The sequence below is a fragment of the Maribellus sp. CM-23 genome (assembly GCF_021354595.1).
GTDB lineage: Bacteria > Bacteroidota > Bacteroidia > Bacteroidales > Prolixibacteraceae > Draconibacterium.
This window is the reverse complement of sequence record NZ_JADWYJ010000003.1, coordinates 544,536-558,842: the sequence shown is the minus strand read 5'-3', so window position 1 is coordinate 558,842 and position 14,307 is coordinate 544,536. Positions and strand designations below refer to the sequence as shown.

Here is a 14,307-nt window from a genome sequence, read left to right as displayed (position 1 = left end):
CCTGAATTAAAAACTTTAACATTAAATAAGAATGAAAAAAATTACCCAACTAGCCTTAACCGTTTTATTCTCTGTGCTGTTTTTTCAGGCAGCAACTGCCAAGGTTAAGCTTCCGGCTATTGTATCGTCGAACATGGTATTGCAACGCAATACAACCGTGATATTGTGGGGCTGGGCCGATGCCAACCAACACCTGAGTATAGATGCAAGCTGGTTAACAACTCCGCTACAAGTAACAGCCGATAAAGAAGGGAATTGGAAAATTGAAGTAAAAACCAACGATTCAACCGATCCCCAGGTGATTAAAATAAGCAGTTCGGATACCAACATCACCCTCGACAATGTTCTCTTTGGGGAGGTTTGGCTTTGCTCGGGACAATCGAACATGCAACAGCCGCTCAACGGCTATCCAGGCGAACCAACCTTTGAGGCAAACAAAGCCATTATGCATGCAGAAAATCCTAACTTACGACTATTTACAGCCACTCGTAAAGGCTCAAAGAGTCCTCTCTCCGATCTTGAAGAATACACCGGATGGGAACAAGCCCATGCAGGCAATGTTCGGGATTTCAGCGCCATTGCTTACTTCTTTGGAAAACAACTTCAGGAGATACTGAATGTTCCGGTGGGTATGATCCATACCTCGTGGGGAGGTAGCTCTGTTCAGGCCTGGATCAGTAAGGAAATGATCAGCAAATACCAGGAAGTTGACCTAGAGCAGGTAGATATTACTAAATCAACCAATCATATTCCCACCGCCCTGTACAACGCCATGATTCACCCCTTGATTCCTTACACCATTAAAGGAGCTTTGTGGTACCAGGGTGAATCGAATCGTATGGAACCCGAGAAATATACCGAACTTTTCCCTGCCATGGTGAAAGACTGGCGTACTCGCTGGGGAATTGGCGATTTCCCGTTCTACTATGTTCAGATTGCACCTTATTGGTACAACGATCACAAAGCGTTTGAAACCAATGCAAACTCCGCATTCATACGCGAAGCGCAGTTAAAATCTGCAGACCTAATCCCTAACTCAGGAATGGCAATCACACTCGATATTGGCAAAGAATATAGCATTCACCCTCCCCAAAAAACAGAGGTGGCCGAACGCTTGCTCTACTTCGCGTTAAACCAGACTTATGGTTACGAAAGCGTTGATTGTGCAGGACCTGCTTACGACACGAAAGAAGAAAAAGACGGCGGTGTGCTGCTTCATTTTAAACATGCTGAAATGGGGCTGTTTACCCCCAGCCAATTAGTGGGCTTTGAAATTGCGGGTCCCGACAAAGTGTTCTATCCGGCCCAAGCCAAAATTGTGAACAGGAAAGACGTGCTGGTATCCAGCGACCAGGTACCTAACCCGGTTGAAGTACGTTACGGCTGGAGTAACTGGCTTGTTGGCACCTTGTTCGATACCAATATGCTACCAGCCTCTTCGTTCCGTACCGACAACTGGACAGATGCCACCAAAGCCGAAGTGCAAGAAACATCAAAATAGTTGATTGAACGGTTATTTGTGCCTGACTTTCGTCGCTTAACGAAGGTCAGGCACTCTCTCCATTATTCTTTTCCTACCCCACCTACCCTCAAGTCATATACAAAGTTCCATTCCTCTATAACAAGACGTAGTTTTTAGCCTCTCTCCTTCCTTGGCAAGAAAGTAAGGTCAATTGATGGTTATGATTTTCCTGCTTTAAACTGGAAAAATCACCAGGGTGAAAATTGTATGGAATAAGCATTATTTTTGCCGCTCGCCGTTTTTTGGATTTTTAGGTCTGTCGCGGTAACTTACACGAAGTATTGTACCGATAAAAATGATGGAATAGTTGAAAATATGGAAACACTGCTTCAGTACATAAACATTGCCGGAACCTTTGCTTTTGCTATTTCGGGATCGCTAACTGCCATGAAAAAGAAACTTGACCCGTTTGGCATTCTGATTCTGGCCTTTGTTACTTCGGTGGGCGGTGGTACCATCCGCGATATGCTGATTGAAAAACGTACTGCTTTTTGGTTGGTAGAACTCGAATACCTGTATGTGATTGTAGCCGGCACCATCTTTGCCATCCTCTTTCGGAAAAAACTGTCGTACCTGCGAAAAACCATTATGCTTTTCGACAGTGCGGGCCTCGGACTTTTTACCATCGCCGGGGTGGAAATTGCGCTACAACATGGCTTTAGTGATGTTAGTTGTATTATCCTCGGTACCATCACCGGTTCGTTTGGTGGGGTTATCCGCGATATTTTTGCCAACGAAGTACCTGTTATTTTCAGAAAAGAAATTTATGCAACCGTAACCGTACTGGGAGGTATTTGCTATTTATTGCTACGGAAAATGGGCTTCGATTTTATCCTGGTTCAACTTATTCCGGTTTTGATGATCATTGTACTGCGTATCCTCGCGGTTTACTACAAATGGTCGCTACCGTTGATTATCGTGGATGAAAATGAGGGGTCAGAGCGCTCGTAACGTAATCATTGTTTACATGCCCGGCATTGTACCTGTCATCAACAAGGGTGTTAGCTAAAGTTTTTCATGTTTTTCACATTTTCCAAATGTTATCCAAACAGCAGGGCAACAGTACTATTGATAATTTTCGCACAATAAGATTATGACGTTTTTTTGTTATGCACATGATCCTGACTAGCCATTTAAAAAATATTGTCTTATCTTTTTTTATCAATTCACCTAAGTTTAATTCATAACAAAACAATGGGACACAAATTTACTTTTCGATTTACCCTGTTCACATCTATTCTTCTATTCAGTATAGTAACAGCCAAATCTCAGGATTCTCCTGTTGATTCGCCTTCATTGCTAACGAATGAGCTTAAGTCTGCACAAGCAACCGCAGTAGATCCTTTGGAAAAGGGAGCCAGCGATTTTCCGTTCACGTTAAATGGAATTACAGTAAGCTTAACAACATCTGGCAGTGTTAGTGCTTACAGTACAGCCTGGAACTCATGTGGAGTTACCACTAAAGTAGCCTCTATATGGATTGGTTCCGGTTCATCAGGTAGTATTACAAATACTTTCTCGGCACCGGTAAACAACATTGTTTATAATATTACCGCATCTAACGCCGGAGAAGTATTTACAGTTACCACAAGTGATGGGACTCCATCAATATCTGTAGCAAATGGCTGTTCATATAATGTCGTGGGTAATACAATTAGTTTCACTTCTGCTGATGTAGGTGCCAAGATAACCATAACATCCACAAGCCCCTTTACATGGTTACAAATAAGTCATAACGGAGCCGGAGGAGGTAGCTTAATTACCTTAGATGCATCTTCTTTAAATCCTATGGTTGTGCCTGTAAATATTTGGGCAATATTGGCTGTATTCTTCCTTATTGGAAGTTTAATTGTAATCCGTTCAAAACGTTTTTTATTGAAAAATTAGACATAATTTAAGATCGTTGAGCAAGGGGATTTTGTAATTTACATACAATATCCCCTTGTTTTTTGCCTAAAAGATAAGTTCCAAACAGTAGCAATAATACAACCTTAATGATGAATGGCAATCCACCCTCAAACGATGTGATTCTCAAAAACATTCTAAAAAAATTCGATTATATTTCAAATGCAGATTTGCCTGCGACCCGACTGGAATTGATTTAGTCCATTTTTAATACCAGAACCTTTTGAGTTTTATTTGTCACCTTAAAGCGGTCGTCGAGGCGGTGGCCCATGATCCAAACAATTCTTTTCCCGCTGCACAGCAACCAGGTGTTTTCCTTTTCGTGTAAAGGAATTTTTTGATCGATAAAAAAGTCGCTTACCTTTTTCATGCCCTGCATTCCCAGCGGCTGAAAATAGTCTCCCTGTTTCCATTTCCGTATCAGCAGTGGAAACTGGATCGTATCCAGATCGACACAGGCCACATCGGAAGATTTCACGATCTTAAAACCAGCCGCTGCTGTTTTTTCAATACTTAGCTGAACAGGTTCAAACAACTCCATATCGGCCTCCTCAATGTAGAAAAGCTGTTCGCCCGGCTCTTTAATGGGCGCAACAAACAAAAACGCACGGTCTTTTACCAAACGGTGTGTGGGTGAAAAAAACTGCTTGCCGGGTTCGGCCTCCAGGCTTTGAAACACCTCATCAATCACCGACGGATTAAAATGCAAAGGAGAAAGCACCTCCAACAATAGTAAGGGAGGAAACTCTGTGGTGCGGAGCTTTTCAATGTCGATCCGGAGTTCATCGTTTGTTTCTTCCACCACTTCCTTCTTATCGCGGCTTAGCACCGAAGTGTACACCTGTTCGGCATCGCGCAGGTTGTCGATACTGGCCAGCAGGTTTTTTTTGAAAGCGGGATTCAACTCGTTAAACAAAGGAAGAATTTTATGCCGCAAAAAGTTGCGCTGGTATACCACTTCGTTGTTGGTGGAGTCTTCGCGGTAATCGAGGTAATTTTGAGCAGCATATTGTTCAATCTCTTCCCTTCCGGCCAGCAAGAGGGGGCGAATCAGGTAACCCGACTTTTCCTTGATGCCGGTCAACCCTTTTATACCCGTTTTTCGCGACAGGTTCAGGAAAAAAGTCTCAATCAGGTCGTCCTGGTGATGGGCGGTTACAATTCTGTCGTAGTTGTTCTCCCGCCGGATTCGTTCAAAAAAAGCATAACGCAACTCGCGGGCAGCCATTTCAATGGAAATACCACTGATCCGGGCATATTCCTCCGTGTCGAAGGCTTTGAAAAACGAGGGAATTCCGTGCATTTGCACGTATTCCCTTACAAAGCGTTCGTCGCCGTCCGACTCGTCACCACGCAGCTGAAAGTTGCAGTGCGCCACTCCGTATTCAAAACCCGATTGTTCAAACAGGTGCAAAAGTACCATGCTATCAATACCGCCACTAACAGCCAGCAGCACACGCTCGCCTGAAACAATCAGTTCTTTCTCGTTAATATTTTGAATAAAGTTTTTTAGCACTGCGTATCTATTTTTCTTATTTGTGTTTTCCAACCAATTGTGCAATGTTCAGAATCACTTCCACAGCTTTAACCATCGAAGGGACCGGAACAAATTCAAAAGGCCCGTGAAAATTGTGTCCGCCGGCAAATACATTCGGACAAGGCAAACCATCGTACGACAAACGCGCCCCGTCGGTACCACCACGAATGGCTTTAATCTTGGGTTCTACATCGGCCAGTTTCATTGCTTCTTTCGCAATGTCGATCACGTGCATTACCGGCTCAATTTTCTGGCGCATGTTGTAATACTGGTCGGCCAGTTTCATTGCCACCACTTCTTTTCCGTATTCAAGGTTAATCAGCTGAACCACTTCTTTCAGCAGTTTTTTCTTTTCCTCAAATTTCTCAGAGCTGTGATCACGAATCAGATACTGTAATTCGGCTTTTTCCACGTTTCCGTTCAACGACAGTAAATGGAAGAAACCTTCGTATTTTTCGGTATGTTCCGGACGCTGGGTAGGCGGTAACATGCCCACAAGTTTGTGTGCCACCAGCAAGGCATTCACCATTTTATTTTTAGCCGCTCCGGGATGCACGCTCCGTCCGCTGATGGTTATTTTGGCACCAGCCGCATTGAAGTTCTCAAACTCTAACTCACCAATTTCCCCACCATCCAGGGTGTAGGCAAAGTCGGCTCCAAACTTTTTCACATCGAAATGGTCGGTTCCTTTTCCGATCTCTTCATCGGGTGTAAACGCAATCCTGATCTTTCCGTGTTTAAAGCTTTTGGTGTTCCGGATGATTTCGGCAGCTGTTACAATTTCAGCCACACCAGCTTTGTCGTCAGCTCCCAGCAAGGTGGTTCCATCGGCAGTTATAATGTCCTGGCCCTTGTAATTCAGGATTTCAGGAAAATCTTTGGGATCGATCACCACACCGTTCTTTAATTTCACCGGCGAGCCATCGTATTTCTCAATGATCTGCGGATTTACATTTTCTCCGGCAAAATCAGGGCTGGTATCTACATGTGAGATAAAACCCACCACACGACAATCATCCACACCATTGGCCGGAATGGTAGCCGTTACATAACCGTATTGATCCATCTCCACTTCTTCCAAACCGATTCCTTTTAGTTCTTCCACCAACTTTTTCATGAAATCAAGCTGACGGTTGGTACTTGGGTAAGAGTTACTTTCCGGATCAGAGGTGGTATATTGTTGGGCATAGTTGATAAATCGTTCTACTACTTTTTCCATATCACTAATATCTTTTCTTGAATTTTGTAAGCTTCAAATATACAAATTAAAAACACCAGCGGCTATTTTTCCGCGCTGACTGCAATCAGTAAATGAAGTGCTATATGACAAATCCAGACTCCCAAAAGATAAGGTGATCTACTTCCTAAAACTGATTAAAAAATGCTATAAAACTTAACTATAAAACATATTAAAAAGCACAACCATCACAGCAAAAGCACGTAATAGCTAACATAAAAATCAACTAAAATTCAATTAACCATGAAAAAACTAAAATGGATCTTTATCGCAGGGATTTGTATCGTCGTACTTTCGGCTTGTAGTACCAACTCCCAAAAGAAAAACGATCAACAGTCGAATGCAATTGAAAATACGATAAGTGAAGAACTTCACCAGGCTCACTGCGATTTGCTTGCCAAAGCAAACGAAGAACTTGCAAATATTAACGGGAAAGTAAGAGATTTGAATGACAAAATTAAAAATGGAGAAAAGTTAACCGATGCCCAGAATACAGCTTTGGATGAATTTGAAGTCAAGCAAGCTTCGATCAATAAGCGAATGCATGAAATAAAAAACATCAAGCAGGAAGACTGGGAAAATTTCAGAACAACTTTCGAAAACGATATGAAAGATATCAATACTACAATCGATAAAATACTATCGGAGTTTTAGGCTCGATTATTTTTCACGATAACAAAGCAACAAACACCGATTCTGAAAGTTCCCCTCAATTACGCTTTAGTCAAGTGGTAATTGGCTAAAATGTTCAAACATCGTCGGAACTAAACGTAAAGCCCAGCCGCTTTCCTGTCGACATTTTTGAGTGACTCATTTTTTGTCTCATCTGTTCTACTGTAGCCATTTTCACCTGATCGTAATGTGGCAATAAAAGATCAAACTCAATACTGAACTGAATGGCTGTTTCGATGATTTGCCGCAGCACTCCCGGGGAAATCGTATCGATGGCAAAATCCTTGACCACTTCATCCGTTTGGTTCTTTCCTTCCACAAAAAAGTGGTTGTCTTTGTTGACAAAAATCCGTGCCACCAGGTAGCCAATGTCGTTCATTCTGTCGTATTTGAATGAATCGGCCAGAAAATTATAAATATTGATGGTCCCGCAGTACGAGCACATCGGATCGTCTTTCAGGTATTGAGTATTCCACACGGGATGTTTATCGTCAAACTGAAAAACATTGGAGTGCATACTGAAAAACAACAGGTCTCCGGCTACTTTAAACTCTGCCTCAAACGGGCCACGGTCTTTGTAATACGGCATAGAAGCCTGCGGCACCCGCCCCTGAACGGCCTTATGGTAATCCCTTTCGAGTTGCGAAAGAACCTTTTTAATAATGGTAAAAGTGTTTACCGTATTGTTGTATACTTCCTGTTTTACACTGGTTTTAATTACCAGCGCCTCCAGGAACGAAGCTCTGATTTCTTTGTCTTTCATGTTTGCCTGTTGTTTGACGGATAAAAGTAGCAAAAGCAGTCAAAAAAAGAAAGCAGCTTTTCAGCTGCTTTCCTATGTTTTTGAAGTATATTCTTTTTTAGTATGCGAGTGCAAAAAGTACCCTTCTGCCTGATGGTTTACCCGAGTAAACACATTTTCCTTCTTCGGGTTCGAATTCCAAAGGCATACAACGAATGGTTGCCTTGGTTTCGGCTTTGATCTGGTCTTCGGTTTCAGGTGTTCCGTCCCAATGAGCAGAAATAAATCCACCTTTGTTTTGCAGTACGTCCTTGAACTCCTCCCACGAATCAACTTTGGTGATGTGCTCTTCACGGTAATCGTAGGCTTTTTGGAAAATGTTGGCCTGAATATCTTCCAGAAGCTTTTCAACATAATCTTCGATTCCGTCGAGCTGTGCGGAAGTTTTCTCCAGCGTATCACGACGGGCCACTTCGATGGTCCCGTTTTCCAGGTCGCGCGGGCCAAGTGCCAAACGCACCGGAACGCCTTTCAACTCATACTCGGCAAATTTCCAGCCCGGTTTCCGGTTGTCGCTGTTATCGTATTTTACAGAAATGCCTTTTGCTTTCAGCTTGTCAATGATCTCATCTACTTTTTCGCTGATGGTAGCAAGTTGCTCCAGTTGGCGGTAGATCGGAACAATCACCACCTGGTAAGGCGCCAGTTTCGGAGGCAATACCAATCCGTTGTCATCAGAGTGAGCCATAATCAAAGCCCCCATCAAACGAGTGGAAACTCCCCATGAAGTAGCCCAAACATGCTCTTCTTTTCCTTCTTTGTTTGCAAAAGTAACATCAAAAGCTTTGGCAAAATTCTGCCCAAGAAAGTGAGAAGTTCCCGACTGCAAAGCCTTTCCGTCCTGCATCAACGCTTCAATCGAATACGTTTCCAGGGCACCGGCAAAACGCTCGTTGGCTGATTTCAATCCTTTAACAACCGGAACTGCCATGTATTTCTCGGCAAACTCGGCATATACATTAATGATTTTCTCTGTCTCCTCGATCGCTTCCAGTTTGGTAGCATGGGCCGTGTGACCTTCCTGCCACAGGAACTCGGCTGTACGCAAAAACAAGCGGGTACGCATTTCCCAGCGCACTACGTTCGCCCACTGGTTGATCAGGATCGGAAGATCGCGGTACGACTGAATCCAGTTTTTGTACGTATTCCAGATAATGGTTTCCGAAGTCGGACGAACAATTAGTTCCTCTTCCAGTTTGGCGTCCGGGTCTACCACAACGCCACCATTTTCTTCATCATTCTTTAAACGATAATGCGTTACAACGGCACACTCTTTTGCAAAGCCTTCCACGTGGTCGGCCTCCTTGCTAAAAAAGGATTTTGGGATAAACAGAGGGAAATAGGCATTCACGTGCCCTGTATCTTTGAACATTTTATCGAGTTGAGCCTGCATCTTCTCCCAAATGGCGTATCCATAAGGCTTTATTACCATGCACCCTCTAACTGCCGAATTCTCTGCGAGATCCGCCTTTATCACCAGATCCTGGTACCATTGTGAATAATTTTCGCTCCGCGAAGTAAGTTCCTTAGCCATAATCAAATCTTTGGTACAGATTTTGTTTTTGTTATTTAAATTTTGAGCTTACAAAGAAAGTAATTATTATTGACATTAAATAAAGGGAGGATAGGTTATGAAATCAAGATTAACAATAGCAGGGGTTTTGGCACTTTTCCTGGGTGCTTGCACCACCGGGAGTTACGTTTCCAGTTCCTACACCGATGATATTTACTTTACTCCTGGCGACGTACCTCCTCCGGTAAGTGTAGTGGAAGAGCCCAGTGCTCAGCCGGCAGAAAAATCAGGAAATGCCTTGATCATTAGTCAGATCGAAAGAAATGACGATGAATCAACAATGAACAATTACATTTTCGACGGCACCGAAAAAGATGCTGACGTATTGCGATACAACATGGATCAAATGGAGTTGCAGGACAGCGACACCACCGTGTATTATAACGATGACGAAATGAAGTACGTCATCAACAATTATTACGACGGAGAAGAACTCGATTATGCTTACCGTATCCGTCGTTTCCATCGCCCGTATTTTTATGATCCGTTTTACTGGGACAGCTGGGCTTATTACGACCCGTTTTATTACGATCCCTTTTATTATTCTTACGGACCTTCCTGGTCTCTATCCTGGAACTGGGGTTGGGGCTGGGGCTTCAACAGTTGGTGGTATAGCCCATGGAGTTATTACTCTCCTTATTACAGCTGGGGATACCCCTGGTACGGAGGTGGATACTGGGGCGGTGGCCATTGGCACGGAGGTCATTGGAATGATGGTTATTACCCTGGAGGAGTATCAGTCAATAGAGATAATTACCGATACGGAAGACGTACAACCACAGGTTCAAGTGTAGCCCGAAGTGTTGGCTCACGCGATGCTTCTGCAGTTTCAGGCAGCAGACGAACCACTGCATCAGGCGATCTGAAAAGCGGCACTACTGATGGAAGAAGGTCAACCGGCACAAACGTTAGAAATTCAGGTACACGCGACCTCAAGTCTGGCTCCTCATCAGGAGTTCTTACTGAAGGAAGAAGAAGCGGTACATCTTCAGAGTATACAAGAAGAAGCACAGGTAATACAAATAGCTCGGTACGAAGTGGAAATAGTTCCAGTACACAAAGCTATACCCGTCCTGGCAGCTCTTCTCAAAACAGGGTTTATACAAGACCCAGTTCAAGCTCAAGCGTAAGAAGCGACTATTCAAAACCAAGAGTAGTAAGCAATACTAAATCAGGCAACAGCGGTAACAGCTATACGACTCCGCGTTCTTCGTCTTCTTACAACCGAACTTACAGATCCAGTTCTACGTACAACAGAAGTTCCAGCAGCGGTACTTCTTCAAGAAGTTACAGGGCTCCGTCATCTTCCGGTTCTACAAAGTCAAGCAGCTACAGCACGCCATCACGTAGTAGCAGCAGCAGTAGTTACCGAGGCAGTAGCAGTTCGTCGTCTTCCAGATCATCGTACTCTTCTGGCAGTTCAGGAAGCAGTAGTAGATCATCAGGAAGCAGCAGCTCGGGCAGCAGAAGTTCTTCAGGATCATCTTCCAGAAGTGGAGGACGTAGATAAGCGATCCTCGTAATTCGAAGTAAAGAATCATAAAAACACTAATGCCATGAAACGATATTCCGTTTTAATAGCCATCTTACTTGTATTACCAGGTTTTCTGATGGCCCAGAATTTTGCCGATGCATTTCGCATGTCGTATAACCAGATTCAGGGTACTGCACGGTCGGCTGGTATGGGAAATGCATTTGGTGCACTGGGTGGCGATTTCACATCGCTGAGTATTAACCCTGCGGGAAGCGCCATTTACCAAACGGGCGAGTTTGTAATAACTCCCGGGTACTACATCAATAAGTCGAAAATGACAATGGGAGGAAATACTTTCTCCGATAATGACCAAAACTTCAGCCTGAATAATGTTGGAGCGATAGGTACCTTTAAAACCAACCGTTCGGAAGCAGGAATTGTTAGCGTAAACTATGGTATTGGATACAATCGTTTGGCTAATTTCAATAATAATGCATTTGCCAACTTTAGTCAGTCCGGAGTTTCCTGGATAGATGATATTAATGCTTATGCCAATAATGAAGCATTAAGAAACGCATATCTCGAACAGGATATTGGAGCTATCGATTACCGCGACTGGACAACGAAACTTGCTTTTGATACTTATTTGATTGATTACGTGTATGACGACGAAGGGAATAAAGTTGATGGTCAATACCAAAGCATACTTTATACTGATGAAAAAGTTGACCAGTTTAAAACCTATTCGCAGGAAGGACACATCGACGAATATGTTTTTAACCTGGGTCTGAATTTCAATCATAATTTTTACCTGGGGGCCACCATCGGGTTTCATGATATTCAGTATGAAAGTAATTCCATGTATGAGGAATTATTACTAGACAATAATTCTTTCCGCTATTGGGATGATTATTACATGGATGGCAGTGGATTCAACTTTAAAATTGGTGCTATTTACAAGCCGGTACAAAACGTTCGCTTAGGACTTGCCTTCCACTCTCCTACTTTCTACAACATTGATGAACAATCAACCTTAAGTATGGAATCACAACTGCAAGAAAATCACTCGAATTATGGAGTAAACCGTTACAGTTATGATTTCAATACTCCTCTTAAAGTAGTCATGAGTGGAGCTGTTATTTTCAATAAAAGAGGCCTTATCAGTGTCGACGCAGAATATATGGATTACGGTTCCATGCGTTTCAGAAGAGGTGGTAGCGGATCGGACAATTTCAATGATTTGAACTCTGTTATGAGTAACCACTTTAACAGTGTAATGAACCTGCGAATTGGTGCCGAGTATAAACTTACCAATCAGTTTGCGGTAAGAGCCGGGTACGAGAACTATGGCAACCCGTTTAAAAGCACTTTGGATGACCAGTCTACTTTAACCGATAATACCTCGGTAATTTCGGGTGGTTTTGGTTACACGGTGAATGCTTTTTCAGTAAACGTTGCCTATACCAGCAGCCTGTCAAAAATATCAGATGGCAGCGTTCAACCCAACTACTACCAGGTAAAAAGAGATAATACAAATCAAAATATTTTGCTTACGCTTGGATTCAGGTTTTAGGCAAAAATTCAGTTAAGTGGTAATCAGAAAGGGGGTGTTTTCACCCCCTTTTTTATTAATCTTTTTATATCCCCAAAACAAATAGCTTTTCGGTTTTTTCACTCGTTCTTTTTCCCTTTTTCTACACCAAAATTTTAAACCGTAGCTATGGCTATGCCTGAAAATTTTGACTTAAAAAAGAAAAAAATAAATTCGTCAAAATTCCCCAAAAGCTATCTGCATTGAGTATAGAATTCGGACATTGCCGCCTTAAAGATCCATTTTGTAGATCTTCTCCATTACATTCCACTTATCGTCGGCACTGGCACTACCGCTTGCTTTCTGGAATTGTGAGACGTAGGCCTCCCACTCTGTCTGTCGAGGCTTAGAGGCCAATTCAGTCATTGCTGTTTCGTGATCAAAATCAACAACTGTTTCCATGATCATAAAAAGCGTATTCTCATGCAAATAAATTTCCATGTCGATAATACCCACTTCGCGCATTCCCTGAGTTATCTCTGGCCAGACGGCCCCCGGAGCATGTACTTTTCTATACGCCTCCATTGACTGCGGATCATTCTCCAATTGCAGTGTTTTGCAGTATCTTTTGGATTTCATAAAAAGGCAATCCTTAATTTCTCAGTGCTTTGTAGGTTCTTCTACCGTAAACAGCTATAACTACAAAGCATATAAAAGGCAGAATAAACGAAAAATTTACTTCCGGGATAAACCCAAACAGCTTAAAATCGGCAAAACCGTTTCCGCCAATATCGATAATTCTTGCCTGAAGAATGGGCAACAACGCACCACCAACAATGGCCATCACCAAACCGGCCGCCCCCAATGTTGCATCGTCTCCAATATCTTCGAGCGCAATTCCATAGATGGTTGGGAACATAAGCGACATAAAGGCTGAAGTAGCTACCAGCAGATACAATCCCAGCATTCCCTGGATAAGAATAACACCTGTTATCGTAAACATACCTCCCAAGGCAAATAACATCAGCATAAAACGGGCATTTAAATACTTCATTAAGGCGGTACTTATAAAACGGCTGGAGAGAAACAGTACCATCGCAATAATGTTGTAACGCTGCGCCTCTGCTTTTGATAGGCCAAGATTTTCAGCATATTGAATGATGAAAGTCCAGCACATGATTTGGGCACCTACATAGAAAACCTGCGCCAATACACCTTCCCGGTATATTTTGTTTTTAGCCAGACGTTTAAAAGAATCCTTTGCATGAATTTCGTGATCGGCACTTTGTCGAACCGGCATTTTTGAAAAGGCAATCACAACCAGCATCAGAATAACCACAAAGCCAAGAATCACATATGGATTTCTGATGGTTGCCAAATCTTCTGTGCGAATAACGGCCTTTTCTGCCACGCTAAGGCTTTCAAACACCAGATTACCAGCGGCATCTCTTGCATCCGATCTCAGGCTGGGTAAAACCACCTGTGAAGCCACAATCATTCCCATTAATGAGCCAACCGGGTTAAACGACTGCGCCAGGTTCAAACGGCGCGTGGCAGTTTCGGGCGATCCCATCGACAAAATATACGGATTGGCAGTCGTTTCAAGAAAAGCAAGCCCAAAGGTAAGAATGTACAGCGAAACCAGGAAAAATCCGAAAATCTCGAACCTGGCTGCCGGGTAAAATAACAAGGCGCCAACGGCATACAAACCCAAGCCAATTAAAATACCAAGTTTATAAGAATAGCGCTTGATAATAAGTGCTGCAGGTATTGCCATGGTTGCATATCCACCGTAAAAGGCAAACTGAACCATTGCCGCCTTGGCGTTCGATATTTCCATCACGGTTTTGAAAGCGGCGACCATGGGGTTGGTAATATCGTTTGCAAAGCCCCACAGTGCAAAAAGACTGGTAATTAAAATAAAGGGGACAATTATTTTTTTGTCCACCACTACCTTTTTCAGATCATTCATCGTTTTATTGGTTTTTGTTCATTGTGTAGCACAAATATTGAAAATCAAAGCCGAAACACTAACCTGTACTAACCTGTGCCTT

General features: G+C 43.0%; 12 protein-coding genes. 6 read left to right on the top strand and 6 right to left on the bottom strand.

Going from position 1 to position 14,307, the window contains the following annotated elements; translation table 11 throughout:
- Window positions 1–31: 31 nt before the first annotated feature.
- The 3 genes from INQ51_RS13190 to INQ51_RS13180 all read left to right on the top strand — a co-directional run bounded on the left by INQ51_RS13190 (window position 32) and on the right by INQ51_RS13180 (window position 3,409).
- Window positions 32–1,501, top strand: coding sequence for a sialate O-acetylesterase (locus INQ51_RS13190; protein WP_233378434.1), 1,470 nt, complete (start codon window positions 32–34; stop codon window positions 1,499–1,501).
- Window positions 1,502–1,837: 336 nt separating this feature from the next.
- Entirely contained in the window at window positions 1,838–2,473 is a 636-nt protein-coding gene (locus INQ51_RS13185) for a trimeric intracellular cation channel family protein (RefSeq protein WP_233378433.1), read from the top strand.
- Window positions 2,474–2,716: 243 nt separating this feature from the next.
- Window positions 2,717–3,409, top strand: coding sequence for a hypothetical protein (locus tag INQ51_RS13180; protein WP_233378432.1), 693 nt, complete (start codon window positions 2,717–2,719; stop codon window positions 3,407–3,409).
- Between the two features lie 214 nt (window positions 3,410–3,623).
- On the opposite strand, the gene tilS is transcribed toward INQ51_RS13180, so the two are convergent.
- Both tilS and pepT read right to left on the bottom strand, forming a co-directional pair.
- Window positions 3,624–4,943, bottom strand: coding sequence for a tRNA lysidine(34) synthetase TilS (gene tilS, locus INQ51_RS13175; protein ID WP_233378431.1), 1,320 nt, complete (start codon window positions 4,941–4,943; stop codon window positions 3,624–3,626).
- 16 nt (window positions 4,944–4,959) lie between these two features.
- Window positions 4,960–6,183, bottom strand: a complete 1,224-nt coding sequence (pepT, locus tag INQ51_RS13170; protein ID WP_233378430.1) for a peptidase T — start codon at window positions 6,181–6,183, stop codon at window positions 4,960–4,962.
- Between the two features lie 261 nt (window positions 6,184–6,444).
- On the opposite strand from pepT, the gene INQ51_RS13165 reads away from it, so the two are divergent.
- Window positions 6,445–6,855 carry a hypothetical protein gene (locus INQ51_RS13165; protein WP_233378429.1) on the top strand — a complete coding sequence of 137 codons (411 nt, stop codon included), beginning with the start codon at window positions 6,445–6,447 and terminating at the stop codon, window positions 6,853–6,855.
- 94 nt (window positions 6,856–6,949) lie between these two features.
- Here INQ51_RS13165 and INQ51_RS13160 read toward each other — a convergent pair whose 3' ends face one another.
- On the bottom strand, window positions 6,950–7,636 hold the full coding sequence (locus INQ51_RS13160) for a hypothetical protein (protein WP_233378428.1): 687 nt from the start codon (window positions 7,634–7,636) through the stop codon (window positions 6,950–6,952).
- Window positions 7,637–7,733: 97 nt separating this feature from the next.
- Window positions 7,734–9,209: a proline--tRNA ligase gene (gene proS, locus INQ51_RS13155; protein WP_233378427.1), complete on the bottom strand. Its 1,476-nt coding sequence runs from the start codon at window positions 9,207–9,209 to the stop codon at window positions 7,734–7,736.
- A 97-nt stretch (window positions 9,210–9,306) separates the two neighbouring features.
- Between proS and INQ51_RS13150 the strand changes: the two genes are divergently transcribed.
- Both INQ51_RS13150 and INQ51_RS13145 read left to right on the top strand, forming a co-directional pair.
- Window positions 9,307–10,758, top strand: a complete 1,452-nt coding sequence (locus tag INQ51_RS13150) for a hypothetical protein (protein ID WP_233378426.1) — start codon at window positions 9,307–9,309, stop codon at window positions 10,756–10,758.
- A gap of 46 nt (window positions 10,759–10,804) precedes the next feature.
- The gene (locus INQ51_RS13145) at window positions 10,805–12,295 is read left to right on the top strand and encodes an OmpP1/FadL family transporter (RefSeq protein ID WP_233378425.1); all 1,491 of its coding nucleotides are present in this window, start codon (window positions 10,805–10,807) and stop codon (window positions 12,293–12,295) included.
- 249 nt (window positions 12,296–12,544) lie between these two features.
- Here INQ51_RS13145 and INQ51_RS13140 read toward each other — a convergent pair whose 3' ends face one another.
- Together INQ51_RS13140 and fucP are read right to left on the bottom strand one after the other, a co-directional pair.
- A complete protein-coding gene (locus INQ51_RS13140; protein ID WP_233378424.1) occupies window positions 12,545–12,892 on the bottom strand; it encodes an L-rhamnose mutarotase in 348 nt (115 codons plus the stop codon).
- Between the two features lie 13 nt (window positions 12,893–12,905).
- On the bottom strand, window positions 12,906–14,225 hold the full coding sequence (fucP, locus tag INQ51_RS13135; RefSeq protein ID WP_233378423.1) for an L-fucose:H+ symporter permease: 1,320 nt from the start codon (window positions 14,223–14,225) through the stop codon (window positions 12,906–12,908).
- Window positions 14,226–14,307 lie beyond the last annotated feature (82 nt).